At 64.5% G+C, this 26,492-nt stretch carries 18 protein-coding genes; 13 read left to right on the plus strand and 5 right to left on the minus strand.

Going from position 1 to position 26,492, the window contains the following annotated elements:
* Window positions 1–151: 151 nt before the first annotated feature.
* Together nth and GNK13_RS11020 are read right to left on the minus strand one after the other, a co-directional pair.
* Window positions 152–805, minus strand: coding sequence for an endonuclease III (nth, locus tag GNK13_RS11015; protein WP_164102577.1), 654 nt, complete (start codon window positions 803–805; stop codon window positions 152–154).
* On the minus strand, window positions 792–2,300 hold the full coding sequence (locus GNK13_RS11020) for an SRPBCC family protein (RefSeq protein ID WP_315852984.1): 1,509 nt from the start codon (window positions 2,298–2,300) through the stop codon (window positions 792–794). The genes nth and GNK13_RS11020 overlap by 14 nt, the downstream gene beginning before the upstream one ends.
* A 233-nt stretch (window positions 2,301–2,533) precedes the next feature.
* On the opposite strand from GNK13_RS11020, the gene GNK13_RS11025 reads away from it, so the two are divergent.
* The 4 genes from GNK13_RS11025 to GNK13_RS11040 are packed head-to-tail and all read left to right on the plus strand — an operon-like array spanning window position 2,534 to window position 6,295.
* A complete protein-coding gene (locus GNK13_RS11025) occupies window positions 2,534–3,535 on the plus strand; it encodes an ABC transporter ATP-binding protein (RefSeq protein WP_164102579.1) in 1,002 nt (333 codons plus the stop codon).
* Entirely contained in the window at window positions 3,522–4,475 is a 954-nt protein-coding gene (locus GNK13_RS11030) for a hypothetical protein (protein ID WP_164102580.1), read from the plus strand. Before GNK13_RS11025 ends, GNK13_RS11030 begins: the two co-directional genes overlap by 14 nt.
* A gap of 24 nt (window positions 4,476–4,499) precedes the next feature.
* Window positions 4,500–5,513, plus strand: a complete 1,014-nt coding sequence (locus GNK13_RS11035; protein WP_235935048.1) for an ABC transporter ATP-binding protein — start codon at window positions 4,500–4,502, stop codon at window positions 5,511–5,513.
* The gene (locus GNK13_RS11040) at window positions 5,510–6,295 is read left to right on the plus strand and encodes a hypothetical protein (protein WP_164102581.1); all 786 of its coding nucleotides are present in this window, start codon (window positions 5,510–5,512) and stop codon (window positions 6,293–6,295) included. Before GNK13_RS11035 ends, GNK13_RS11040 begins: the two co-directional genes overlap by 4 nt.
* 154 nt (window positions 6,296–6,449) lie before the next feature.
* Here the strand turns inward: GNK13_RS11040 and GNK13_RS11045 are convergent, their stop codons facing one another.
* Window positions 6,450–7,364 carry a malate dehydrogenase gene (locus tag GNK13_RS11045; RefSeq protein WP_164102582.1) on the minus strand — a complete coding sequence of 305 codons (915 nt, stop codon included), beginning with the start codon at window positions 7,362–7,364 and terminating at the stop codon, window positions 6,450–6,452.
* Between the two features lie 476 nt (window positions 7,365–7,840).
* Here GNK13_RS11045 and GNK13_RS11050 point away from each other — a divergent pair, with 476 nt between their 5' ends.
* The 4 genes from GNK13_RS11050 to GNK13_RS11065 all read left to right on the plus strand — a co-directional run bounded on the left by GNK13_RS11050 (window position 7,841) and on the right by GNK13_RS11065 (window position 13,669).
* Window positions 7,841–9,028: a TlpA disulfide reductase family protein gene (locus tag GNK13_RS11050; RefSeq protein WP_235935050.1), complete on the plus strand. Its 1,188-nt coding sequence runs from the start codon at window positions 7,841–7,843 to the stop codon at window positions 9,026–9,028.
* 386 nt (window positions 9,029–9,414) lie between these two features.
* Window positions 9,415–10,500, plus strand: coding sequence for a hypothetical protein (locus GNK13_RS11055; RefSeq protein WP_164102583.1), 1,086 nt, complete (start codon window positions 9,415–9,417; stop codon window positions 10,498–10,500).
* 224 nt (window positions 10,501–10,724) lie between these two features.
* On the plus strand, window positions 10,725–11,546 hold the full coding sequence (locus tag GNK13_RS11060) for an ATP-binding cassette domain-containing protein (protein ID WP_164102584.1): 822 nt from the start codon (window positions 10,725–10,727) through the stop codon (window positions 11,544–11,546).
* Window positions 11,543–13,669 (plus strand): ABC transporter permease subunit/CPBP intramembrane protease, encoded by a 2,127-nt coding sequence (locus GNK13_RS11065; RefSeq protein WP_164102585.1) that lies wholly within the window; start codon window positions 11,543–11,545, stop codon window positions 13,667–13,669. The genes GNK13_RS11060 and GNK13_RS11065 overlap by 4 nt, the downstream gene beginning before the upstream one ends.
* 345 nt (window positions 13,670–14,014) lie before the next feature.
* On the opposite strand, the gene GNK13_RS11070 is transcribed toward GNK13_RS11065, so the two are convergent.
* Window positions 14,015–14,791 carry a sugar phosphate isomerase/epimerase family protein gene (locus GNK13_RS11070; RefSeq protein WP_164102586.1) on the minus strand — a complete coding sequence of 259 codons (777 nt, stop codon included), beginning with the start codon at window positions 14,789–14,791 and terminating at the stop codon, window positions 14,015–14,017.
* Window position 14,792: 1 nt separating this feature from the next.
* Here GNK13_RS11070 and GNK13_RS11075 point away from each other — a divergent pair, with 1 nt between their 5' ends.
* The 4 genes from GNK13_RS11075 (at window position 14,793) to GNK13_RS11090 (ending at window position 21,284) form a co-directional block, all read left to right on the plus strand.
* Window positions 14,793–17,648, plus strand: a complete 2,856-nt coding sequence (locus GNK13_RS11075; protein ID WP_164102587.1) for a hypothetical protein — start codon at window positions 14,793–14,795, stop codon at window positions 17,646–17,648.
* A gap of 136 nt (window positions 17,649–17,784) precedes the next feature.
* Window positions 17,785–19,419, plus strand: coding sequence for a phosphoenolpyruvate carboxykinase (ATP) (gene pckA, locus GNK13_RS11080; RefSeq protein WP_164102588.1), 1,635 nt, complete (start codon window positions 17,785–17,787; stop codon window positions 19,417–19,419).
* A 22-nt stretch (window positions 19,420–19,441) separates the two neighbouring features.
* Window positions 19,442–19,789 carry a nucleotide pyrophosphohydrolase gene (locus GNK13_RS11085; RefSeq protein ID WP_235935052.1) on the plus strand — a complete coding sequence of 116 codons (348 nt, stop codon included), beginning with the start codon at window positions 19,442–19,444 and terminating at the stop codon, window positions 19,787–19,789.
* Between the two features lie 337 nt (window positions 19,790–20,126).
* On the plus strand, window positions 20,127–21,284 hold the full coding sequence (locus GNK13_RS11090) for a sialidase family protein (RefSeq protein WP_164102589.1): 1,158 nt from the start codon (window positions 20,127–20,129) through the stop codon (window positions 21,282–21,284).
* A gap of 256 nt (window positions 21,285–21,540) precedes the next feature.
* Here the strand turns inward: GNK13_RS11090 and GNK13_RS11095 are convergent, their stop codons facing one another.
* Window positions 21,541–24,708: a vitamin B12-dependent ribonucleotide reductase gene (locus GNK13_RS11095; protein ID WP_164102590.1), complete on the minus strand. Its 3,168-nt coding sequence runs from the start codon at window positions 24,706–24,708 to the stop codon at window positions 21,541–21,543.
* Between the two features lie 924 nt (window positions 24,709–25,632).
* On the opposite strand from GNK13_RS11095, the gene GNK13_RS11100 reads away from it, so the two are divergent.
* Window positions 25,633–26,448 carry a sugar phosphate isomerase/epimerase family protein gene (locus tag GNK13_RS11100; RefSeq protein WP_164102591.1) on the plus strand — a complete coding sequence of 272 codons (816 nt, stop codon included), beginning with the start codon at window positions 25,633–25,635 and terminating at the stop codon, window positions 26,446–26,448.
* Window positions 26,449–26,492: the final 44 nt, after the last annotated feature.

Consider the following 26,492-nt stretch of genomic DNA (forward strand, 5'->3'; position numbering starts at 1 on the left):
GCCACCCCGCCCGCCCGCCTCTTCTCGTAAAATCCAACCGCATCAGCCGCCCCGAGCCTAAAATCCATCAGCGGATGAAATATCCGGGCTAGCGCCCGGCGGCTGATGTATAACCCGCGGCTAGCGCCTTGCGGCTCACGTTTCCCAAACCCTACGCCTTCTTATGCTGCACGGCTCGGCGGCGGTTGGGGTAGAGCGTGCGGCAGAGTTCGCACACCGTGCCGTCGCAGCCGCGGGCCGTACAGTGCTCGCGGCCGTAGTAGATGATCTGCAAGTGCAGGTCGTTCCACGACTCGACCGGAAACAACCGCTTGAGATCGCGTTCGGTCTCGGCAACGTTCTTGCCGCTCGACAGTCCCCACCGCTGGGCCAAGCGGTGGATATGGGTATCGACGGGAAAGGCGGGATGTCCAAAAGCTTGCGCCATCACGACCGAGGCGGTCTTGTGGCCGACGCCGGGGAGCGACTCGAGGTCTTCAAAATTTTCGGGGACGCGTCCGCCGAACTCGTCGATCAGCCGCCCGGCCAAGCCTTCCAGCGCGACCGCTTTTCGTGGAGCGAGCCCGAGCGGCCGGATGATCTCCAAAATCTTCTCGGCTCCCAGGGCACGCATCTTTTGCGGCGTGTCGGCCAGACGAAACAGCTCGGGCGTGATGCGATTGACCATCTTGTCGGTGCACTGGGCACTGAGCAGCACGGCGACGAGCAGCGTGAACGGATCGCGGTGGTCGAGCGGGATCGGAGGGTCGGGGTAGAGTTCACCGAGCCGCCGGCGGACGTGCTCGGCGCGTTCAGTCTTGCGCATGGGGGGAGTGCAGAAGGGGAACTTCGGAGGAGGGCGTTTCCGACAAGTCGCGGATGTGCTCGAGAACGCGGAGATGGATCCGGTCGTCGATGCTGTCGGTCCAGATCGTCCAGTAGGATAAGGGATGGATCCGCAATTGATACCAGGTGCGGCCCTCCAGCCGCGTCCGGCCATCGGGCAGCGCGATCAAGCGGAACTCTCCTCGCAAACTCCGAAACGACCCGTCCAAATGCGGCGGGTGAATGTGACGGTAGGGGGTCAGCTCGAACATCGGCTCTGGCTGCTCGGTGACGTCGAACGCCAGTCGGTGGGGCGGATCCCAGACGGTGATCGGTTCGACGAACGTCCCTGTGGTGAATTCGCAGTAGCGGATCGCTCCCACTCCCGTCCCTTCGATCCGTGACCGCTGCGGCGAAGCGATCCCCATCCGAAAGAACCATTCGGGCGGGCTCTCGATCTCGGAGAAAGCGATCACGTGCCCCCAGACGCGCTCCGGCGGAGCATCGATCACGATCGGAGTCATGATCTCGATCGTCGGCTGCGGCTCAAGTCGGCTTTCGACCACCGCGATCACCGGCAGCAGGATCATGCAGCCCAGCATCCCCGGGCGCTCGCTCTGCTCCGGACGTCCCAAGCTCGTCGCAATGCTGTAGCCGATGACGGCGCCAAAGATCGTCAGCGGCGCCATGATCGGGATCGCCATCACGATGCAGATCGCACCCTCGAGTCCAAACAGCAAAAATCCCAGCGAGGCCACAGTGATTGTCGCGAGCGAGTGCAGCACTGTGATCCCGAGGCCGCGCGGCGAGCCGGCGTTGAGCAGGTAGGCGCTGACTGCTCCGGCGATGATTGGGGAACCAAAGAATAGCACCGCTCCATAACTCGACAGCACGAAGACGCTGAGCAGCACGATCGCCACCATGAACCCCACTCCGGCGGTCAAGCCCAGCAAGGCGGCATAGACCGGCTGTAGCGGCGACACGTAATCCGGAGGGAGCTCCGAGGCAGTAGCCGGGGGACTCCAGGCTCGCTGAATCTCAGCCGCCTGCTGCTCCTCTTTCTGCTGCTCCTCGGGCGTTCGCGGGACGACCAGCCGCGTCGGGGCCGCGGCCAACGCCCACATCCCGACCAAGTTCACGAACGGCACCAACACGACCAGTCCCCACCAGGGCGAGATGCCGATGTCGCTGGCCCGCCGCACGCTCATCGAGACCGCGATCCACAGAAACGGCAGCGTCCACAGGACCCAGCCCATCCCGAACCACGCCGGTGCGTCGGCCGTGAAGTGGGCGCGACTCGAGAGCAGCGGATTGACGAAATCGAGCGGCGTGTAGCTCTTCCCGGTGAAGCTGCCGATCACCGCCGCTTCGACCGCGTACTTGAGTACCGCCAGCCCCACGCCGACCGCCGCATACTCGCGGCGGCCAACGGTGGCGCGAAAACTCAGCAGCGAAGTGAGCCTCTCTCGGAGCGTCCGACGTTGCGAAGAATCGATTGGAGCACCTCCGGAGGAACGGGGTAGGCTGGTTTTGTGAGGCGATCGATAAAATCCGCCGCAGGCGCAATTTTAAGTGTCCGTTGAGCCGTAGGCGCTAGCCTCGGGCCCAATTCGGTCCGCGGCGTGGGAAACTGTTGCGCCGCAGCCGCGTTTCATCACAAGCTCGATCCGTGGGCGGACGAAATCGGACGCGGCGGTTATAGTGGCCCGGGACACACGCGAGGTGATGCTTGAGCGACGCAGCAGTAATTGAGCTGAACGACGTCTACAAACGCTATGGGCAACGGCTGGCCCTGGGGGGTGTTTCGCTGCGAATTGAGCCGGGCGTAACCGGGCTGCTCGGTCCCAATGGTTCGGGAAAAAGCACCCTGATCAAATCGCTGATGGGGCTGGTGGCTACCGAGTCGGGTGACGGACACGTGCTCGGGCACCCTTGGCCTCGGTCGGCGCGAGCGATTCGCGACCTGGTGGGTTATCTGCCGGAGGACGATTGCTATGTGGCGGGGCTGCAGGGAGTCGAATCGGTGCAGCTCGGCGGTCGGCTCTCGGGGTTGCCGCGTCTCGAAGCGCTCCGCCGGGCTCACGAGGTGATGGACTTTTGCGACATCGGCCAGGAGCGGTACCGGCAGGTCGAGACGTATTCGACCGGGATGCGGCAGAAGCTGAAGTTCGCTCAGGCCCTGGTGCACGATCCTCCCTTGATCATTTTGGACGAGCCGACGACGGGGCTCGATCCCGGGCAGCGGGAGGCGTTGCTCAACCGGATCGGCGTGCTCGCGAAAAAGTTCGGCAAGACGATTCTGCTCTCGACCCACATCCTCCCCGACGTCCGGCAAGTCTGCGATGCGGTGGTGATCTTGGTCGCTGGCCGAGTCCGGCTCTCGGCGAGCCTCGAATCGATGAGTCGGCCGGCGACGCCGGAGTTGAATCTCTGGGTGGAGGAAGGGGTCGAGCGGCTCGAAGCCCGGGTCCAAGCCGAGGGGATCGCGACCACGCGGCGTCCCCCCTACGAGCTGCGGATCGTTGGGCTCGAGCCGGAAGACGCTCCCCGCGTCTGGGGCTGGGCGAACGAAGTCGGGGCGGCGATCCGCAAGCTCGAACCGGCCCGGGCGTCGCTCGAACAGACCTTCGTCGACGCCGTCCGCGAGGCCGCCGCTTCCGGTGAACTGGAACCGCGCGCCCTGGAATCGAGCAAGCTCGCGGCAGCGGAGGTTTCCCATGCCGATCATTGACCTCGGGTACCGTCGCTGGGCGGGCGCTCGCTCGGTTCGACCACTCCGTTGGCTGGCGATCAGCTCGACCAGTCTCCACCTGGTTTGGCGGGCCCCCTGGCTGCGGCGGCTACTGATGCTCGCGTGGCTGCCTTCGATTCCGGTGGGGCTGAGCTTTTTCGCCTACGAGCAATCGCTGCAGAATTTCGAGTGGCGTCAGCTGCTCGCCGGGGTGTTTACCAACATGTTCAACCGCCCCGACATCTCGGCTCGGATCATGGCCGATCCGCTCGAAGCCCGCCATGACATTTGGGCGATGCTGTTGCTGGCGTTCTTCCGCTACCCCCAGTCGTTGAACATGGTGGTTCTGTTCGGCATGGTCGCGCCGCGGATCATCAGTTACGACCTGCGGAGCCGTGCGTATCTGTTGTATTTCTCGCGGCCGCTGTCGGTAACCGAGTACATGCTCGGCAAAGCGATGGTCCTGATCGTGCTGTTGGCGATGACCTGCACGGTGCCGGCGCTCGGAGTGTACGCGATCGGGCTCGCCCTGAGCCCCGACACCTCGACGATCCTCCAGACCTGGGACATGCCGCTGCGGATCGTCGCTGCCTCGGCGACGCTGGCGATTCCGACCGCGGCGCTGGCGATCCTGTACAGCGCGTTCACGACCGAGAGTCGCTATGCCGCGTTCGCCTGGTTCACGACCTGGGCGCTCGGCTGGGTGGCCTATGGGACGTTGACCAGCAGCGAACTGGCGGCGGCCGGGCCGGCGATCTTGATCGACGACCGCGTTCGCTTGGTCTCTCCCTACCACGTCCTCGGCGAGATCCAGGCGGCCGTTTTTGGGGCGCTCCCGACGGGCAGTGATCCGCTCTCGGCGATCCTCCTGGTGTCGGTCGTGACGATCGCCGCGGTGATCGTTTCCCACTACCGGATCGCCAGCCAATTGCGTGTTTGAGGCCACTGAGAGTTTGAGGCATTGATGGAAGCAACTCCCCACGCCCCTCCGGCAACCGCTCCTGAGCCGGCGGTGGTTCCCCCGGCCGACGTGCCTCCGCCGGTGATCGAGCTCGAGCGGATCACGCGTCTCTACGGGACGGTGATCGGGGTCAACGACATGACGCTCTCGCTCCCCTCGGGGGCGTACGGGTTGGTCGGTCCCAACGGGGCTGGCAAGACGACGCTGATCGGGCTGATCACCGGCCTGCTGCGGCCGAGCCGTGGGCAGGTGCGGATTTTTGGAGTCGATCCCTGCCGCCATCGGCATGTGCTTGGGCGGATCGGTTTATGTCCGGCGAGCGAGCTGCTCTTGCCCCGGACGTCGGCACGAGGCTGGGTGGTCGAAATGATGATGCTGCAGGGTTACTCGCCTCGTGCCGCGGCCGAGCGAGCCGAATCGGCGCTGGTTCGCACGGGGCTCAAGGAGGTCATGCACCGGCCGATCGAAACGTTCTCGCTGGGGATGCGGCAGCGGGTGAAGCTGGCTCAGGCGATCGCCCACGAGCCTGATCTGCTGATCCTCGACGAACCCTTCAACGGGCTCGATCCGATCGGTCGGTTTGAGATGACCGAGCTGCTGCAGGATTGGATCGGTCAGGGCAAGACGCTGATCCTGGCCAGCCACGTGTTGCCCGAAGTCGAAGCGGTGACCGATGCCTTCTTGCTGATCTACGGCGGCCGGTTGTTGGCCAGCGGAACGGCGGACGAGCTGCGGGAGTTGGTCGCCGAACTTCCTCAGCAGGTGACGCTCTACGGCCGCGACGTCGATCGTTTGGCCGGTCGCTTAGCCGATCAGCCGTGGGTCGACAGCGTACGATTGTCTCCGGATCGGCTGACCCTGCGGATCGAAGCCCGGCGGGCGGGCGAGTTGTATCGCAACGTCACTCACTGGATCGGCAGCGATCGACTGCATGTCGAGCGGATGAGCGGGGCGGAAGGGGAATTGTCGGCGCTGTTCAGCGTGTTGACCCGTCGCCACCGAGGGTACGCCGGATGAATCCTTGGGGCCCGCTTGGGGTGCTGCGGTTTGAGCTGCGACGCTCGCTTTCGGCGGGCCGGCTGGCGTTGTGGCTGTTGGTCGCGCTGTTCCCAATGGCGCTGATCCTGCTGACGCAGCTGCGAGCGGCGCAGACGATGAGCCCTGGGTACTCCCAGGAAGCGATGATCGCGCTGCTGTTTCTGTTGATCGTGCGAGTCGCCAGCGTGCTCGGCTTGCTGCTCTGGGCAACGCCGGCTGTCCAGAGCGAGATCGAAGCCCGCACCTGGCTGTACGTGGCGACGCGTCCGCAAGGCCCGGGCAGCTTGGTGCTCGGCAAGTACGCCGTCGCCATCCTCTGGTCGTTCACCTCGGCGGTCGCGGCGACCACGCTCGCCGTGCCCGTCGCCGAGCTCGAACATGGGCTCCGGACCTGGGGCGTGCTGACCGCGCTGGCATTCTTAGCCGTGCTCGCCTATGGAGCCCTGTTCACGTTCATCGGCACCTTGATCCAACGGCGGGCGATGGTCGTGGCGATTCTCTACATCGTGCTGGTCGAGGGCGCGTTGTCGCTGATCCCGGCGACCATCAATCGCTTCACCGTCGGTTTTCGGCTCCTCTCGCTGCTCGTGCAGTGGATGGAACTCGACTTGAGCGAGCGGAGCGAACAGTACCAGATGCTGTTCACCGATGCCCATCCGCTGACCCACCTGCTGATCCTGCTGCTCTACAGCGGCGGGCTGCTCACCGCGGCGATGTTCCGCGCCCGGCGAGGCGGTTACCAGATCGAGCCGGAAGATTGAGGCATAGTCGCCTTTCGCTCCGCGAAAGTTGTGAGCAGACGCTACTTTCGCGGAGCGAAAGGCGACTAGGGTGAGCAGACGCTACTTTCGCGGAGCGAAAGGCGACTAGGGTGAGCAGACGCTACTTTCGCGGAGCGAAAGGCGACTAGGGTGACTAGGGCCAGCAGGCGTCGAGGACCTTGCGGATCTCGGCGGCTGAGGCTCGGAAGCTCTCGCCTTCGGCCGCCGAGAGAGCCGGATTGAGCGTTCGCAGCACGCCGCCGGCGCCGACGATCGCCGGCACGCTGAGGCATAGATCGTGGACTCCCTGAAAGCCCTCGATCAAGGTGCTGACCGGCAGCGTCCGGCGGCTGTCGCGAATCACCGACTCGATGATCACCGCCGTCGCCATGGCGATCGCGAAGTTCGTGAAACCTTTGCGGTGATAAACCTCCAGCCCCGCCGCCCGGGTCCGGGCAAACAAGCTCTCGATCTCCGGATCGGCGTCGAGCGTCCGCCCGCCGGTGGCGGCGATGCTGAGCGCCGGAAACTGGGTGTCGCCATGCTCGCCGAGAATGTACGCGCGGATATCGTCCGGATGGATCTGCAGATGATCCGACAGGTAGGAGCGGAACCGCGCGCTGTCGATCAGCGTGCCGGTGCCGATCACTCGCGAGGCGGGAAATCCGCTCAGCTTCCACGTCACATAGGTCATCACGTCGACCGGGTTGGTGACGACGATGATCACCGCCCCGGGGCTCGCCGCAGCCAACGACGGAATCGTCTCGCGGAACAATTCCACGTTCCCCTCGGCTAGTTCGAGCCGGCTCTTGAAATCCTGCTTCGTCGGCACACTGTGGGTCAGCACCAGCACGTCGCTGTGCCGCGTCGCCTCGACTCCGCCCGCATGGATATGGATCGAGCGTCCCACCAGCGCTGCAGCATGGCGGAGGTCAGCCGCTTCCCCTTCCGCCTTTTCCGGTGTGCGATTGACCAGCACGATCGTATCGACCAGCTCGCGAATTACGGCAGCAAACGCCGTGGTCGCACCGACGTGCCCAGCTCCGATGATCGACAGCTTGGTAGCCACAACGGTCCCTTCAGAAGTGGAGGAATAGGATTTGCCGCGGATCTTCGGGAGCCGGGAGCCGGGAGCCGGGAGCCGGGAGCCGGGAGATCAGAATTTGAAATCTCAGATTTGAAACCTCAGTTTCTTCCTGCACCTGACACCGGACACCTGACACCTGACACCGGACACCTGACACCTGACACCTGACACCGGACACCGGACACCGGACACCGGACACCGGACACCGGACACCGGACACCGGACACCGGATTCCGGTCTCCGCCTCCGGAGACGCGAATTTGGCAAAAGGCGAGCCGCTTGATTTCCCTCTGGTGGATTCTCGGCTCCCTCCGCGAGACAATAACGGATTCCGGTGTGGACGCGGAGTTTGCGAGCGGAGCTTTGTCGGCTGAGCTCTGGTGACTCGATCCGCGGCTGTGGTGATGCTGGAGTTCCCACCTTTTCGGCCGTTCCTTCCAAACGAAACTGAGCAGACGATGAAACGTTACTTCCACCGCTTGGCGGTTTGTGTGGCCTGGGCGGGCGTTGCGGGAACGGCCCTCTTCGCCGCCAACCCGGCCCCCGCTCAGGACTCGGCCGAAGCCGCCGAAGTGCTGACGATCGGCTCCAAAGCACCGCCGCTCGACATCGAGCACTACTTGCACAAGGACGACGACAAGTTTCAGCCGGTCACGAAGTTCGAGGAGGGTAAGACCTACATCGTCGAGTTCTGGGCGACCTGGTGCGGACCGTGCATCCAGAGCATGCCGCACTTGGCCGAGTTGCAGCGCGAGTACGCCGACCAAAATGTCCGCTTGGTGAGCATCAGCAACGAGGAACTCGAGACGGTCCAAACGTTCCTGAAAAAGCCGGTTCCCGACAAGGAAGACCTGACGTTCGGCGAGCTGACCAGCGCCTACACCCTGACCACCGACCCGGATGAATCGGCCTACCAGGATTACATGCAGGCGGCCGGTCAGAACGGGATCCCGACGGCGTTCATCGTCGGCAAGAGCGGATTGATCGAGTGGATTGGGCACCCGATGAGCATGGACGAGCCGCTCGCCCAGGTCGTCGATGGCTCTTGGGATCGCCAGGAATTCGCCAAGGAGTTCAAGGAAAAGCAAGCCAACGAATTGGCGTTGACCAAGGCGATGCAGCTGATGCGTGCCGGCAAAACGTCCGAAGCGGTCGCCCTGCTCGACGAGCGGATCAAGGCTACCGATTCGGAAGACTCGCTGTCGATGCTCAAGCAGTACAAGCTGCGGGCGCTGATGAGCGATCCGAGCATGAGTGGCCAAGTCAGCGAAATGGTCAAGGAGATGCTCGAGGACGCTGGCGAGGACCCGGTCCAGATCTACCAATCATCGGCGATCGTGATCGCGCTCGCCCAGCGCGGCAAGCCCGACGACGCGGTCGTCTCGCTGGCGGTCGACAAGCTCAAGAAAGCCGTGAAGGATGTCGAGGAACCGGGCAAACCGTTCCTCTACGACACGCTCGCCCGGTTGCTGCAGGTCCAAGGCAAACTCCAGGAAGCGATCGCCGCCGAAGAGCAAGCGGTCAAGCTGGCCGAAGGCCCGATGAAAAACCGCTTCCAAAGCTTCCTCGATGACCTCCAAGCCGAAGCCAACGGCGACAGCAAAGAAGAAGCCGAAGCCGAAGGCGAAAAGGCCGAGCAGGAGTAGGGGCCTGAACGTCACCCTCCCCCCGGGAGGGTCGCGAGGAACGAGTGGGGAGGGGCCGGTAGACGCTCGCGTGAGGAGTGCGCGCGGCCCTTTTTCCTCAACGAATTGGGCTGTTTTCTAACGTCCCAATCGAGAGTTCGTGCCGAAACCCATTGCCCTCCCCGGGCATAAGAGCCCGACCCTCCCGCAAGCGGGAGGGTGAGATCTTGACGTGCCGTTTCTACTTCTGGCGACCTTTTCCTCCGGGCTTTTCACCATCCCAGCCCGACCCTCCCGGCAGGAGGGTGCTGGGTAAAGTCTGAATGTTTCGCACGCTCTCCCCGGGCAATTTGCTGAGTTACAATGGAAGAAGTTACCTCACGACTTCTCTGATTGGCACTCGAGCGATGTTCAAAACTCTAGTGGGGGCTGCTGCGCTGTGCTTCGCCTGGCCCGCGGTCGCCGACGCCCAGATTCTCCGCATCGGGCCTCTGGGAGGCGTCAGCGTGCGGGTTCCCTTTGTCAGCGTCGACGTGAGTCCCTATGGCGGGACTCGTGTCCGCGCTCCGCTGACGGCGATCGATACCTCCGACCGCTATTACCTGGCTCCTCACGGCTATGGCTATGCGCCGATCCCGCCGGGGCACGCGGTCCCCTATCGCGACTTTCACGCTCCCTATTTTCGTGGCTACCACCGCGATTACTCCAAAGACCCTCGACCACCGCGGTTCGACCAGCCGCACGGCGAGATCCTGGCCGCTCCGCTCGACGGCGGCTCGCTTCGTGGCGGGCCGATTCCGGAGAGCGTCTACCGCCCGGCGCTTCCGGAGATCGAGCGGCCACCTGCCCCGCAATTTGATATCCCCAGCTTCTCCGAAGTCTTCCCCGGCCAGGAACCGCTCGAGGAACCGCTTCAGTGGAGCGATGTGCCGACGAGTGGCACCGATCCGACGCGGATCGCCGAGCGATTGCGGGACGGGGCTCTTCGGCTTCGGCTGGCCCTTGAGCGGCGTCATCAAGGAGAGATCTGGGCCGAGTATCTGCGCTGCGTCGAGCTGGAGCAGTTGGCCGACGACCTGATCGCTAGCCGCAGCCTCGCACCGCTCTCGCTCTCCGAAGCCCACGAGCTGCTCGGCAACTTTGACGGCGTGGTTGCCAATTCGTCACTCACCTGGGTGACGCGGTTGACGGGTTTTGAGGATACGCGCGGCGCGCTGACGAACCTGGTGATGGTCCTCGAGGCCGAAGCGGGAGAGGAACCGCAGCTCGATTCGCCATTCACGACTTCCGAATTCAGCTCCCCGAGATCCACGGCCCCCTCCAAATCCGCTCCCCGGCTGACCGCCCCGCGGCGGCCAAACGCAGACACTCGCGACGCATTTCCCGAAGCTGAAGAGTTGCCCGCCCCGCTGCCCGATCGGCTGCCCAAAGCTGGGGATCCCGATGCCGAGGCCCCACCAGAGCCGCGGCGGGTGTTCCGCGCCGAGCTCTGAGAGCGCCCGGGTCGACTCGATCGGCCGCCAGCGGCTACGATTTGTTGAAGCAGCAACAGGATCGTTTAACGGCAAGCCGCAGGCGACTGTGTTTCAAAAAGCAGTCGCCTGCGGCTTGCCGTTAAACGAAACTGCGGCTGATCGAAACCGCGGCTGATCGTGCGACCCCCGAAAAACGAGCCGGTGCGGGCACTTAACGAGGAGTGGAGGCCGAGAAGCCGCTGATGCTGTCCGCCGTCGAATTATCGAAGTGGTTCTCGGTGCCGGAGGGTCGCATTTGCGCGGTCGACGGGCTCTCGTTTCGCGTCGAGCCTGGGGAAGTGTATGGGTTGCTCGGACCCAACGGAGCCGGCAAGACGACGACCTTGCGGATGATCCTCGGTTTGCTGCGTCCCGACAGCGGGTATGCGGAGGTCGACGGCTTTCGCACCAGCGAATCGCCCGACGAAGTCAAAGCCAGGCTTGGTTTCGTCTCGGCCAGCGACGGCGTCTATCCGTGGTTGACCGTGCGCGAGATGCTGCTGTTCTTCGCCGATCTGTACGCGGTCGATCCGCCGGTCGCTCGACAGCGGCTGGACGAATTGGCGCAGTTGATGGGCGTCACCGAATTGCTCGACCGCCGTGCCGGGGCTCTCAGCACCGGCCAGCGGCAGCGGGTAACCTTGGTCCGCGGACTGATCCACGATCCGCCGGTGATGCTGCTCGACGAGCCGACGCGGGGTCTCGATGTGGTCGGCAGCCAGACCATCTTTGAATACATCGGTCATCTTCGCGAAGTAGGGAAAGCCGTGGTCGTCTGTACGCACCGGTTGGACGAAGCGGAGCGGTTGTGCGATCGCTTCGGGTTGCTGCATCGCGGCCGGCTGCGATACGAGGGAACGCTCGCCGAGCTCCGTGCGGCGACCGGCCGCGACCACTTGGTCGAGATCTTCGTCGACCTGCTTCGCGCTCCCGCCGCCCCACCCCGGGCGGGCATTGCGGTGGACCCCGCTGAACTCTCGGGCCCGGCTAACGCGTCTTCCACCTCCGAGACGCCGCTGCGATGAGTTCCACCGCCGGTCGGCTACTCCGCCTCTGCCAGAAAGAGCTTCGCGAAACGCTCCGCGACCGCCGCACGATCATCACGCTGGTCCTGATGCCGCTGTTGATCTACCCGGTTCTGAGCATGACGCTGAACCGTTTTCTCCTCACATCGGGGCAGGTTGGCGGCCAGCCGATGTTCATCGTCGGCGTGGCCAGCGAGCGAGAAGGGCGGTGGCTCGAAGAGGTATTGCTCGATCCGCGAAGCGGGCCTCCCGCAGCGATCTCGGCGGCCGCCGATGGGCAACTCTCGCAGTTTCGCTTCGCCACTCCGACCGGAAGCGGAGAGCTCGGCGAGTTGCTGCGGACCAACGAGATCGACGTCATCGCTGAAGTTGACTTGGACGCTCCGCCGCCCGAGCGAGAGCGGAGGGGCGGACGGTTCGGCCGCGGCGAGTTTGCCCGCGTCACCCTGACCGCAGTCAACGGCAACGGGAACAGCGAGCTAGCCCGTCGAATTTTGGCCGAACGCCTGCTGTACTTTGAAAAGGCACTCGCCGCCGAGACGCTTGCCGCCGCCGAAATCCGTCCGCCGCTGAGCCTGGAGATCGAAGCCCGGGGGATCGGCCAAGCGGAGCACGAATCGATGCTGGTGGCGATCGTTCCGCTGGTCTTGGTGCTGATGACGATCACCGGCGCGGTCTATCCGGCGATCGATCTGACCGCCGGCGAGCGAGAGCGGGGAACGATGGAGTCGCTGGTCGCTTCGCCCGTGGCTCGCGGAGCGGTGCTGTTCGCCAAATACGTGGCGGTCGTCACCGTCTCGCTGCTCACGGCGATTGCGAACCTGGGCGCAATGTTGACGACGCTCTGGGCCGGCGGATTGCTGCCCCTGCTGGTCGGCGAGGGCGAGCCGATCCCTTGGTTTCAGTTCCTCCAGATCCTTGGGCTGCTGGTCCTGTTCAGCTGCTTCTTTTCCGCCGTGCTATTGGCGCTGACCAGCTTTGCGCGGAGCTTCAAGGAGGCCCAGGCCTACCTCATTCCGCTGATGTTGCTGTCGCTCACCCCGGGTGTGCTCAGCCTGATGCCGGGGGTCGAGCTGAGTGGTCCGTTGGCGGTCGTTCCGCTGCTGAACATCATCCTGCTCTCGCGCGAGATCCTGGCGGGTTCGGCGACGGCGGTCACATTTTTGGCAGCGGTCCTTTCGACGCTGGCCTATGCGGCCGCAGCCCTGGCCATCGCCGCTCGGCTGTTCGGCAGCGATGCGGTGCTCCGCGGGTCGGAGCTGTCGATCGGAGCGGCAGTCCGGCGGCCCGAGCAGCCTCGCCCGCGGCCCTCGCTCAGCGAAGCAGCGATGACGCTGGCTCTGCTGTTCCCCACGTACTACCTGGCTTCGAATCTGCTCGCCCAGCTCGCACCGGCCGAGATCGCCCCGCGGCTCGTCGTCAACGCGCTCGTCTTGTTCGCCGTGTTTGGAGGCTTGCCGCTCTTGGCCGCCCTCTACTGTCGCGACACCTTGCGAACGACCTACCGGCTGCAAGCTCCGCCGGCCGCGGCCGTCTTGGGAGCGGCGATCATGGGACTGGGACTGTGGACCTGGGCCCATGAGCTGTTTTTGATCGCCGAGATGTTTGGGCTTCAGGGTTTGGATGCTTCGAAGATCAGCCGCGTTGAAGCGATGGTGGCGGAGTTTCGAACCATTCCCGCGTGGTTGATCCTGGCCTGTTTAGCGGTCACCCCCGCAATCGTCGAAGAGCTCTGTTTTCGCGGATACTTGTTCAGCGCGCTAGCCGAGAAAGGGTCTCCAGCCAAAGCGATCGGCGTGACCGCCGTGATCTTCGGCTTATTCCACGTGCTGACCGGCAGCACGCTGCTCCTCGAGCGGTTTTTGCCGACGGCGATGCTGGGAGTGGTTCTCGGCTGGATTGCGTGGCGAACCGGTTCGGTCTGGCCAGGAATCCTTTTGCACCTAACGCACAACGGCTTTTTGGAGTTGGCGGTTCGCTACCGCGACGAGCTGCTCGCCTGGGGCATCGGCGTCGAGGAGCAGACCCATCTGCCGCCCTTGTGGTTCGCCGCCGGTTCGGCAGCGGTCCTCCTCGGAGCGGCACTCGTCGCCTGGTCAACGCGGGGACGTGCAGAGGCGTAAGGGGAAAGGGGCGGAGCCCTTCTTGCCCCCTCTCCCCCGAACAGCCGGCAACCCGAAGACTCATCGGAAGCCACCGACTTCGCCGCCGGCTGTTTGGGGGAGAGGGACGGGGTGAGGGGGCCTGAATAAGCGGCAGGCTCGCCGACCGCCGCACGTCGAGGATCCGAGAACCGACCGAGCGATTGCTGAAGGATCTGCGTTTACGTCGGAGGCCACCCCCATTGCCGGAGCCCCCTCACCCTAACCCTCTCCCCCAAATGGTTCGCGGTAGAGTCGTCGATTTCAATGGAACTTGTCGTCGCGAAACATTCGGGGGAGAGGGGACTAAAACCCCCTCGGCCTGCCTCAGAGGTTCGTTAAATACTCGACCGCCTCGGCCGCTTCGGCCTCGCCGCCGCCGGGGCGTCCGACGACGAACCAGCCGCGGTAGCGGAAGTCTTCCAGCGCTCCGAGGATTTGCGGGTAATCGGCCGAGCCCTGGCCGAGCGGCACGTCGATGCCTCGTCCGCGTGCCAAGTCCTGGACGCCGTCTTGGGCGACGACGACGCCGATGTCGGCGCCGAGGGCACGGACGGCATCGGCGACCGAAAAATCGTTGACGACGAGCTGGCCTGGATTGAGTGCCGCCGAAACGTAGGCGTTCTCGAGCCCCTGGATCAGCCGCGCCAGATCCTCGCCCGACTCGGTCCCCGTTTCGGCTGCTAGAAACGCACCGATGTGGGCGCCGTAGCGGCCGAGATCCTCCATCACGGTTCGCAATTGCTCCCACCGCGGCGATTCGGTATCAGAGGGAACCCGCCCGATTTGGTTCACCACATGGGGAGCGCCGAGCGCAAACGCCATCCGCATCGCCGCCTTGGTCGCTTCGATCCGGCGGTCGAGATCGGCCAACACGTCGTAGCCTCGCCGGGTCTGAAAGCGGACCGAGCTGACCCGCAAATTCAGATCATCCATCATCTTCCGAATCTGGCGGGTTGCGGTATCCGTTAAATCCGCAGGCTGCATCTCGGTACGCGCATCAATTTCCACGCCTCTCGCCCCGAGACGCGATGCGGCGAGCAAGGCTTTCTTGAGTGGCAAACGCAGAGCGGAGAGACGCACAGAAATTCGAAGGTCGGGCACGATGCGGTTCAACGGTCAATGGAAAGGGACAATCAACGCTCCGGCGGTCCGCTGGAGCGTGCCGCTGGGGGTCATTCTATCGTTTCTCTGCCTCGCCTCGGCACCACCGGTCCGCGGTAGTGAGGCCATCGCCCAGTGGAACTTTTCCCGCCGCGATGACCTCAATTTTGACGGTGCTCCGGATCACTGGAAGCGGCTCGACGGGCCCGCGTACCCCCGCTATCTGGCGCTGGAGATCCGACCTCGCGACGCCGCTTACGCCGAGCGGATGCGGCAGGTCGACGCCCGCCTGCTCGCATCCTGGCAACCGCTCCGCGAGTACCTCCCCTGGCTGCCCTCGCTTCCGCCCTCGCTGAGCGATTGGTTCGTCGATCGCTACCTCCATGCGGAGCTCGACGGGGGAGCCCTGCAAACGACCAGCCCCACGGTCGACGTGTTTGCCGATTACAACTACCGGCTGCGACTGCGGCTGCGGACTGTGGGACTGACGCACAACGAGGCCTGGGCCGAACTCGTCTTCTACGACGCTGCGGGCGAGGAGCTGCGGGCGGTCGAAAGCCAGCGGCTCGGCGGCACGACCGAGTGGAGCGAGCTGCAAATCGGACCGATTCCGCCACCAGCCTCGGCGGCGGCGGTCGCCGTTCGCCTGCGTCTCGAACCGGGGGCAACCCCCGACATCACTGGGTCAGCGGGTTTCGACGACCTCCGCGTCGATCGGCTGCCCCGCATCCGCACCGAAGGCGACGTGCCGCTCGGGATCTACGCCAGCGGCGATCGGCCGCGCGTTCGCTGCCTCGCATCGGGGCTGCCGAGCCAAGTCACCGCCGTTCGCTTCTCCCTCCAGGACGAGATGGGCCGGGAGCTGCAAGCGGCTTCGCTGCCGCTGCACCATCAATTTCCTCCCTCCCCCACGCTCCGGCGGCAAACGCGGCGAGGTCGTCAGGTCATCGGTTTCGGCGGAGAGGCCGAGTGGCAGCTGCCGCCACTCAGCCCCGGTTTTTATCGCGTCAAACTCGAGCTCGATGGCTACCCTCCGGACCAGTTCGACGTCGCCCACACGCTGGCCGTACTCGGGGAACTGCCGGGTGGGCGAGGGCCGTTCGGCTGGTCGCTGCTGGACGCCGAGCAGCACGGCCTCCCTCCCAAGGCGCTCCCCGACTGGCTCGCCCAGTGCCATGTCAGCTGGGTCAAATATCCTTGCTGGACCTCCCCCGACGACCCGGCCCTCCTCGACGAGCTCGGCAAGCTGCTGCACCGCTTTCGGGACCGCGGAATCGAACCGGTGGGCGTTCTCGCAGCACCTCCCCCGTCGGTGTGTGCGAAGCTCGCGGTCGCCGCGAACGACCCGGCCGCCATTCTGTTTCGCGACCCCAGCAGCTGGTCTCCGCTGCTCGAGCCGGTGATGGCGCGGCTCAGTCCCGAAGTGCAGTGGTGGCAGCTCGGCGAAGAACGCGACTACAGCTTTCTCGGCCGCACGCAGCTGAGCCAATGGATCGCGGACATTCGCAGCGGGCTGCAAGGCTACGGGCACCCGGTGAACCTCGTGCTCAGCTGGCCTTGGCTCGAGACGCTCCCGCCTGAATCCTCCCGCTCCTGGGAAGCGGTCTGCTTGAGCGACGCGCTGCCGCCGACGGCTGCCGAAATCGCTGCCTACATCGCGGCCCTCGATCGCTCGCAAAACCTTCCCTCCACCGCCGCTGGGGCCGGCGATGCTCCCGTCGCCGGTGCGGCTCCCAGCAATCCGCCCCCCGCCGGCGATGCTCCGCCGCGGCGACCCTGGATCCTGCTCGACCCGCTGCCGGCGGACCGTTACCCGCGGAGCGAGCGGATTCGCGATCTGATCCTGCGGATGTTGACCGTTCGCCAGCAGCAGATTCCGGCCGCGTTTGTTTCCAATCCCTTCGATCCGCAGCAGGGGTTGCTCCGCGGCGACGGCACACCGGGCGAAATGCTGCTCCCGTGGCGGACCGCAGCCGCTCTGCTCGGCCCGCTCCGGCCGATCGGCTCGATCGAGTTGCCCGCGGGAAGCCAGAACGTCGCCCTGATCGACGAGACCCGCGCGATGCTGGTGCTGTGGAGCGACTCACCGCGGACCGAAGTCCTCTACCTGGGCGACGAAGTCCGCCAGATCGATGCTTGGGGACGCACTCGAGAGGTCGAGGAAGTGCAGCGCGAGGGTCGGACTGAGCAGCGGATCGAGGTTGGGACGCAACCGACGTTCCTCGTCGGCGTCGACCGGAACACCCTGCTGTGGCGGATGAGCATCCGTCTGGAACCGCAGCGAATCGACAGCCTGCTCGGTCGCGAGCAGACGGTCCGGCTGCACTTCCAAAACCCGGCGCCCGGGTTGCTCAACGGTTCGTTTCGGATCCGGCCCCCGGCGACCTGGAACGTGGGTCGCTTTAGCCAGCCCTTCGTCGCCGAGCCGTACCGCGAGCAAAGCGAGCCCTTCGCGTTGTTCCTTCGCTCCGACGCGACGATCGGCCGCCAACCGGTGGCGATCGATTTCGAGCTCGAAGGGGACGCGCCGCGGCGGTTCACCGTCTGGAGGCATTTGGAGATCGGCCCCGAGGACGTTCAGGTCGAAGTCACGACGCGTCTGCTCTCCGACGGACGGTTGCTCGTTCGCCCGGAGCTGAGCGTCGAGGCGGCGACCCCGCAGCGGTTCGACTGCTACATCTACGCTCCGGGCCGCCAGCGACTCCGCCGTGGCCTGACCGTCCCCGCCCGCAGCGCGGTCCGGCAAGAATTCTTTCTCGAGAACGGCGAGCAGCTGATCGGCCAGGAGCTGTTGCTCCGCGCCGAACAGCAAGGGCTCGGGCGAACCCTCAACTACCGCTTCACCGCCGAACGGTAGCTGTATAGTCGCCTTTCGCTCCGCGAAAGTTGCGCAAAGCGACGCTACTTTCGCGGAGCGAAAGGCGACTATCCCGGAGCGAAAGGCGACTATCGCCGTTTTCTGATACCCTGCGAGCAGGCAGCAGTACCGCACGATGGTTCCTTCCACAAAGGATGTGGCGACGGTGAGTCTCAACGCAATCGATCTCTCCCAGTACGGATTGGACGTCCGTGACGTGGTCCGCAACGCAACCCCAGCACGGCTGTACGAATTTGCGATTCGTGGACACGACGCGGTGATTGCGGCCAGCGGCTCGCTCGCCACCCGCAGCGGCGACAAGACCGGCCGCAGCCCCAAGGACAAACGCATCGTCGACGATCCGGCCAGCCACGATTCGATCTGGTGGGGCGACGTGAATATCCGCATGACCGAGCGGTCGTTCAGCATCAACCGCCAGCGGGCGATCGACTACCTCAACACGCGCCGGCGGCTGTACATCTTCGACGGCTACGCCGGCTGGGATCCCCGCCACCAGCTGAAGATCCGGGTGATCGCCAGCAGCGCCTACCACGCGCTCTTCATGCACAACATGCTGATCCGCCCGACCGCCACTCAGCTGGCCGAGTTCGGTGAACCCGACCTGGTGATCTTCAACGCCGGCTCGTTCCCCGCCAATCCCTACACCGCTCAGATGACCAGCAAGACCAGCATCGATCTGTCGATCGAGAACGGCGAACTGGTGATCCTCGGCACCCAGTACGCCGGCGAAATGAAGAAGGGCGTGTTCACGGTGATGAATTACCTGATGCCCCACCGCGGCGTGCTCAGCATGCACTGCAGCGCCAACGAGGGTGACCGCGGCGACGTGTCGCTGTTCTTCGGGCTCAGCGGCACCGGCAAAACAACCCTCTCGACCGATCCCCACCGACAGCTGATCGGCGACGACGAGCATTGCTGGACCGACGAAGGGATCTTCAACATCGAGGGGGGATGCTACGCCAAGGTCATCCACCTCAGCCCGACCAACGAACCGGAGATCTACGCGGCAATCCGTTTCGGCGCCGTGCTCGAAAACGTCGTCTACGACTCGGGCACGCACGAAGTCAACTACGACGACGCCTCGATCACCGAGAACACCCGCGTCGCCTATCCGATCGATTTTATCCCGCGCGCCAAAATCCCCTGCGTCGGCGGGCACCCGGAGAACATCATCTTCTTGACCTGCGACGCGTTCGGCGTGCTGCCACCGGTCAGCCGCTTGAGCCCCGATCAGGCGATGTACCACTTCATCAGCGGCTACACCGCCAAAGTCGCCGGAACCGAGATGGGCGTCACCGAACCGGTCGCCACCTTCTCGGCCTGCTTTGGAGCCGCGTTCCTCGTTTGGCACCCAATGAAATACGCGCAGCTGCTGGCCGACAAAATCCGCCAGCACGGAGCCCACGCCTGGCTGGTCAACACCGGCTGGAGCGGCGGCGGCTATGGGCTCGGAGAACGGATGCGATTGTCGGCGACGCGGCAGATCATCGACGCGATCCACTCCGGCTCGCTGCAGCAAGAATCCTTCCGCACCGAACCCTACTTCGGCTTGGAAGTCCCCGAGCGTTGCGAGGGGGTCGATGCAAAAATCCTCTGGCCCCGCGATGCCTGGTCCGACGGAGACGATTACGACGAAGCGGCTCAAGGTCTGGCCGACCTGTTCCGCGTCAACTTCGAAAAGTTCGCCGATCAAGCCTCGCCCGAAACCCTCGCCGCCGGCCCCCTCGCCACCGACAAACGCTCCGCCTAAACCAGCCGCAGCAGTCAGCCGCATGAACGCCAGCATGAACGACCACCAGACGACGATCCTCGAACTCCGCCGGTTGGTCGCGCGATTTGTCGCCGAGCGCAATTGGGAGGAGTTCCATACGCCGAAAAATCTGGCCATGTCCCTGGCGATCGAAGCGGCCGAAGTGATGGAGCACTTCCAGTGGTCGACCGCCGAAGAGGCGCTCGCCGCGGCCAGCGACGAGCAGAAGCGGGGCGAAGTGGCCGACGAGTTGGCCGACGTGTTGGCGTATCTCCTCTCGCTCGCCACCGCCCTGCAAATCGACCTCGCCGCAGCCCTCGAATCCAAGATGCAACGCAACGCGATCAAATACCCCCGCCCGAATCAGTAGCGGGATTTACCTTCTCTCCGCCCGAAGGGTGGCAACAGACCAGCCCAGGGCAGAGCGCAGCGGCGAAGCCGCGGAGCGTCGCCCTGGGGATCCTACATCCGCCCGAAGGGTGGCAACAGACTAGCCCAGGGCAGAGCGCAGCGGCGAAGCCGCGGAGCGTCGCCCTGGGGATCGCGATCCAGACCGAATCGGAAGCCCTGAAGGGGCGTCACAGACTTCGGCTGCCCCTTCGGGACGCAGAATCCGGAACCCCACCGCCTCTCTGGAGCAGCTAAGCTGAACGCCGGAGTGAAAACTGCCTCACTTGCTTCCTGTTCCCCTCTCCGAGGTCGAAACCATGCAATGCTCGCTCGTCGGGACGTGGGCCCGCACCGCTTGGACGCTGCCCCTGCTCTTCGCTTCACTGCCCACGCTCCACGCCGCCGATTCGCTGGTGACGAAAGAGCTTCCCGGGGTCGACAAAATTCGTCTGCTCCCTCCCACCGAGAACAATCCTCGGAACAGCGAAGGCGACTTTATTGAGCTTCGCGACGGCCGCGTGCTGTTCGTCTACAGCCACTTCACCGGGGGCGGCAGCGATCACGCCGCCGCCCACTTGGCTGGACGGTTCTCGAGCGACGGCGGAAAAACCTGGAGCGAAGAAGACGTGCCGATCGTCGAGAACGAAGGGGGCATGAACGTGATGTCGGTCTCGCTGCTGCGACTCGACAACGGCGATATCGCCCTGTTCTACCTGGTGAAAAATTCGCTCACCGACTGCCGACCGGCCATGCGGATTTCGAGCGACGAAGCGAAGACCTGGAGCGAGCCGAAGATGTGCATCGCCGAACCAGGATACAACGTGATGAACAACGACCGCGCCGTGCAGCTCCAGAGCGGCCGAATCGTGCTCCCGGTGGCCCTCCATCCGAACGACCCGCAAACCAAGAGCTTCGACCCCAAGGGGATCGTCCGCTGCCACTACTCGGACGATTCCGGCAAGACTTGGCAACCGGGCGAAGTGGCTCCCGCCCCGTCAGCCGATGGCAAGGGACTGACTCTCCAGGAGCCGGGCTTGGTCCAGCTCGAGGACGGCCGCTGCATGATGTTCTGCCGCACGCCGCACGGCAGCCAGTACCTCTCCTACTCGAGCGACGAAGGAAAAACCTGGACGGCGTTCGAGCCCTCCGAAATCCACTCGCCCGTCTCTCCCGCCACGATCGAGCGGATCCCCTCGACCGGCGATTTACTGCTGGTGTGGAACAACCACGCCAACGTGACTCCCGAAATCCGCGGCCGCCGCACACCCTACAACGCGGCGATCTCCCGCGACGAAGGCCGCACCTGGGAAAACGTCAAAACGCTCGAAGATGATCCCCACGGCTGGTACTGCTACACCGCAATGGCGTTCGTCGACGACCACGTCCTGCTCGGCCACTGCGCCGGAGACCGCCGCACCGGCGGCCTGAACACGACGCAGATCACCCGCATCCCGGTGCAGTGGCTGTACGAGTAACTCGTACGTCAGCCCCCAGTCCCGGAGGGACGACAGAGAATAGCCTGCGGCGTGAGCCGCAGGTATCGATGCCCCTCCAAACGCCCCCCAGCCCCAGCGGGGCGACATCGACGCAGACCGGCCCTGCGATGTCGCCCCGCTGGGGCTTTCGAGGGAAGGTGGTCCGCGGTCCAGGGGCTCGCGCCCCTGGCTATTCTCTGTCGCCGCTACGCGGCTGGGTCAGACGTGAATTGTCAGGCTGGAAAGCCTGACGTACTCAGCTGCAGCCCATGCTGTTGCCGCAGTTGTGGCAGAGGTAGCAGTTGCCGTTGCGGACCGTGATGCTGCCACAGTTGTCACAGCTCGGGGCGTCGCTCTGGAAGCGGGCGAATTGGTCGGCGCGGCTAACCAGGCTCTCCCCCTCGGCGTGGGCATGGCCGTTTCCGTTGCCGTTGCTGCTGCCGTTGGCCGCGTTCCGCAGCACCATCCCGGCTCGCTCCAACGCGGCAAAATCGACCGGCGGCAAACCTTCGCCGGTGAACCGGGCGAGCGTCTCGGACGACTCGACCGTCGGCCCGTTCCCTTCGCTGATCGCTGCGGCGACCGGATTTTCGGTAGCCGGAGCTTCCGCAGCCGGCGTGCTCGCAGCAGCGGGGCCACTCGCAGCAGCGGGGCCACTCGCAGCAGCCGGGGCATTGGGAGCGGGGCTGCTGTGGGGAACGCTCCGTCCGTACTCGGGGTGCCCCGAGAGGAAGGTGATCCCCAGCCAGCGGGCGATATAGTCGACGACGCTCTTGGCGATCCGGATGTCCTTGTTGCTGGTATGCCCCATCGGCTCGAACCGCGTGTGGCTGAACTTGTTGACCAGCACTTCGAGCGGCACGCCGTACTGCAGGGCGATCGAGAGGGCGGTGCCGAAGGAGTCCATGATCCCGCCGATCGTGCTGCCCTCCTTGGCCATCGTGATGAAGATCTCCCCCGGGCGACCGTCGGGATACAGGCCGACACAGAGGTAGCCTTCGTGGCCGGCGATCGAGAACTTGTGGGTGATGCTCTGCCGGGTGTCTTCGAGCCGTTCGCGGCGGGGGCGATAGACGACCTTTTCGACCGTCTTGATGATCTCCTTCGTGGCGGCCGCTTCTTTGCCTTCGCCGCTCTTGGTGTTCAGCGGCTGCGACTGCTTCGATCCGTCGCGATAGATCGCGATCGCCTTGAGCCCCAACTCCCAGCCCCACTGGTACGCGTCGGCGATGTCCTGCGGGGTCACGTCGGTCGGCATGTTGACCGTCTTGCTGATCGCTCCGGAGAGGAACGGCTGGGCGGCGGCCATCATCGTGATGTGGGCCTGCCAGGGAATGCTGCGAACGCCACCGGCCGGCTTGAACGCACAGTCGAAGACCGGCAGGTGCTCGTCGCGAAGTTCCGGAGCTCCTTCGATGGTGTCGTTCTCGTCGACGAACTTAATCATCGCTTCGATCTGCGGCTCGCTGTAGCCGAGCTTCCGCAGCCCCGCGGCGACAGTCCGGTTGACGATCTTCAGCATTCCGCCGCCGGCCAGCTGCTTGTACTTGACCAGCGCGATGTCGGGCTCGATTCCGGTCGTGTCGCAATCCATCATGAAGGAGATCGTGCCGGTTGGAGCCAACACGGTCGCCTGGGCGTTGCGGTAGCCGTGCCGCTCCCCGAGTTCGATGACCTTGTCCCACAGCCGGCGAGCGGCTTCCTTGAGTTCGGCCGGACCGTCGTCGTCGATGTTCTCGACCGCCTCGCGATGCATCCGCATCACGCCCAACATCGGTTCGGCGTTGTCCTCGTACGCATCGAACGCCCCGACCACGCCGGCCATCTCGGCGCTGGTCCGATTCGCCGTGCCGTGGAGCAGCGCGGTCAGCGATCCGCACAGCCCGCGGGCGGCGTCCGAATCGTAGGGAACGCCAGAGGTCATGATCACGCTGCCGAGATTCGAGTAGCCAAGCCCCAGCGGACGGAAGCGGTGGCTGTTGGCGGCGATCTCTTCGGTCGGGTAGCTGGCGTGGTCGACCAGGATCTCCTGGGCGATGAAGAACAGCCGCGCGGCCGCCTCAAAACGCTCGACGTTAAAAGTGCCGTCGCCGCGAACGAACTTCATCAGGTTAATGCTGGACAGGTTGCAAGCCGTGTTGTCCAGGAACATATATTCGCTGCACGGATTGCTCGCATTGATCCGGCCGCTGTTCGGGCAGGTGTGCCACTTGTTGATCGTCGTGTCGTACTGCACGCCCGGGTCGCCGCAGTGCCAGGCGCACTCGGCCATCTTGTTGAGCAATTCCCGCGCGTCATACTCCGGCGGCAAGCCCGCCGCCTTGTCGCTGATCCACCGCGTCTGCCAGCGGCGACCGTCGCGAACCGCTTCCATGTAAGGATCGGTCAGCCGAACCGAAAGGTTGGCATTCTGGAAGCAGACCGACGAGTAGGCTTCGCCGTTGAAGTTCGACTCGTAACCCTCGCGAATCAGCGCGTGGGCCTTCTTCTCTTCGCTCCATTTGCACTCGATGAATTCCAAAATGTCCGGGTGCCAGACTTTCAGCGACTGCATCTTCGCCGCCCGCCGCGTCTTGCCACCCGATTTGATCACGCCGGCGATCGAGTCATAAACCTTCATGAACGACAGCGGCCCCGAGGGGGTCCCGCCGCCGGAGAGCTTTTCGCGCTGTGAACGGATCGTCGACAGGTCGGTGCCGGTCCCCGAACCAAACTTGAACAACATCGCTTCGCTGCACGCCAGCCGCATGATGTCTTCCATGTTGTCGCCGACGCTCTGGATAAAACACGCCGAGCCCTGCGGATACTCGTACGAGTTCTCCGGCTGGGTCACCGTCTGCGTCTCGCGATCCCACCGCCAATTGCACTTCGCGCCGCTGACCCCGTACTGCTGGAACAACCCGACGTTGAACCACACCGGGCTGTTGAAGGCTCCGTGCTGGTGCAAGCACAACCACGACAGGTCGCGGTAGAAGTTCTCGCCATCCTCGGGCGTGTCAAAGTAACCGTCCTCGAGCCCCCAGTCGGCGATCGTCCGCGTCACGCGGTGCACCAATTGGCGAACGCTCCGCTCCCGCTCCCGAGGGTTTTTGGGGTCGCCGTAAAAATACTTGCTGACCACGACGTTCGTCGCCAACTGGCTCCACGCGGCCGGGATCTCACAGTCGGTCTGCTCGAACAGCGGCTTGCCCGACTCGTCCTTGATCGTCGCCGAACGCAGCTCCCACGCCGTCGTGTCGAACGGCGAGTCGGCGTCGCTCGGACAGAACACCGACTCCACCTTCAGCCCGCTGCGGTCCCCCCGCAGCGTCGTGCCAAATCGTTGCCGAGCGTAATCCACTCCGTGCTGGAGTTGCCCTCCCACGGAGGCGGCTTCTTGATCCGAAGCGAGATCGAGCGCAGCGGAGGTTGCAGCGGGAGCCATAATTTTCATCCTTGGGCCACGCCCCCCTCGAGGTGCATCGCTTCAGTGCGAGCGCCGCGGGGCGACCTGGAAAAGCGGAAACGACAAACAAACCGAATAATGCGGACGACGAAGTGAACCTTTGTCTATACCCACGCCACGAGGTTCGACGACAGAGAAACCCGGAAAAGCCCGATCGAGGGCGGAGAGGAGCGTCAGCTGAAAATTGCTAGCAACTGGCGTACCTACTAGGGATAGTACGTAGCGGGCAAGGTTAGCACTACATCTGGTAGCGGGCAATGTTATCGAGGCCTCCTTTTGCAGTCAATGAAAATTGCGGCTGCGGCCTAAGTGGTTTGCTAGCAAAGGGTTATCCAGTGGACCGGTCGGGCAAGGGAAGCCGATTGGCTCCGCCGCCAGCGACGCAAACCGAACGCTGGCGGGAGGTTAGTAACCGGCGGCCGAGTCCCGTCCCCGGCTGGGGAAAACCTGTCGAAGTCGTAAAAATTTTCCCGCGGAACTCCCCCGCGGTCGCTCGCCAAGAAACCCCCGACCGACCTGCCTGCTTCGCCTGCAACCATCATCGCCGGGCCTCGGGACACCTTTGGTCATGGCGGCCCATTTTTGGGGTGGGAAAATCGACTCCCCCCGCTTCTACTCTTAAGTGGGCCTGCATGACCGCTCCTGTCGGGGGGCCGAAGGGGCTGCGAGGCCCTGCGAGGCCTGAGACTAGCGCCTACGGCTCAAATACCTGAGCCGACGGCGCTAGCCGCGGGTGCGGCAGCGAGAATTCCGGGGCTGCGAGGCCCGAGGCTAGCGCCTACGGCTCAGAAACCGAAACCACTGGGTTTTCTGACAGAACCTAGGGTGGATCGAGACGCGGAGGGCGAGTCGCCGCAACGGGGCGGGGCTCTGCGAAAGACAACTCTTAAGTAGGTGAATGCATTGAAGTTTGCGATTTGCAATGAAACGTTCGGAGATTGGCCGCTGGACCGGGCTTTGGCGTTCGCCGCCGAAGCGGGCTACACCGGCTGGGAGATCGCTCCGTTCATGCTGGGCCCGGACATCTACGAACTGTCGGGAACGCAGCGGGCCGAATACCGCGGGGCGGTCGTCGGAGCGGGGCTGGAGGTCGTCGGCTTGCACTGGCTGCTGGCCAAGACCGAGGGATATCACCTCACGAGCCCCGACGCTCGGGTGCGCAAACAGACGGCCGAGTACCTCGGCGAGCTGGCCCGCTTGTGCCACGATCTGGGCGGCTCGGTGATGGTTCTCGGCTCGCCTCAGCAGCGGCAAGTGGCCGACACGCTGACGATGGACGAAGCCTACATGCACGCGGCCAATGTGCTGCGGGCGGTCGTCAAAACGCTGGAAGAGACCGGCGTCAAGCTGGCCCTCGAACCGCTCGGACCGGCCGAGACGAATTTCATGAACACCGCCGCCGACGCCCGCCGGCTGCAGGAGATGGTCGGCAGCGACGCGATCGGCCTGCACCTGGACATGAAGGCGATGAGCAGCGAAGCCGAGCCGATGCCCGAGCTGATCCGTGCCAACCGCGATTGGCTGCTCCACGTCCACGCCAACGACGCCAACGGCCGCGGCCCCGGAATGGGCGAAGTGCCGGTCGCCCCGGTCCTCGAAACGCTACAGGAAATCGGCTACGACGGCTGGATCAGCGTCGAAGTGTTTGACCACGAACCGGGCGTCGAACGGCTGGTCAACGAAAGCATCGATAACCTCCGCTCGGCCGTCAGCGCCTAGACGCGGGAAAGATCGTTTAACGGCAAGCCGCAGGCGACTGCTTT

This window comes from Candidatus Laterigemmans baculatus (genome assembly GCF_010367455.1).
GTDB lineage: Bacteria > Planctomycetota > Planctomycetia > Pirellulales > Pirellulaceae > Laterigemmans > Laterigemmans baculatus.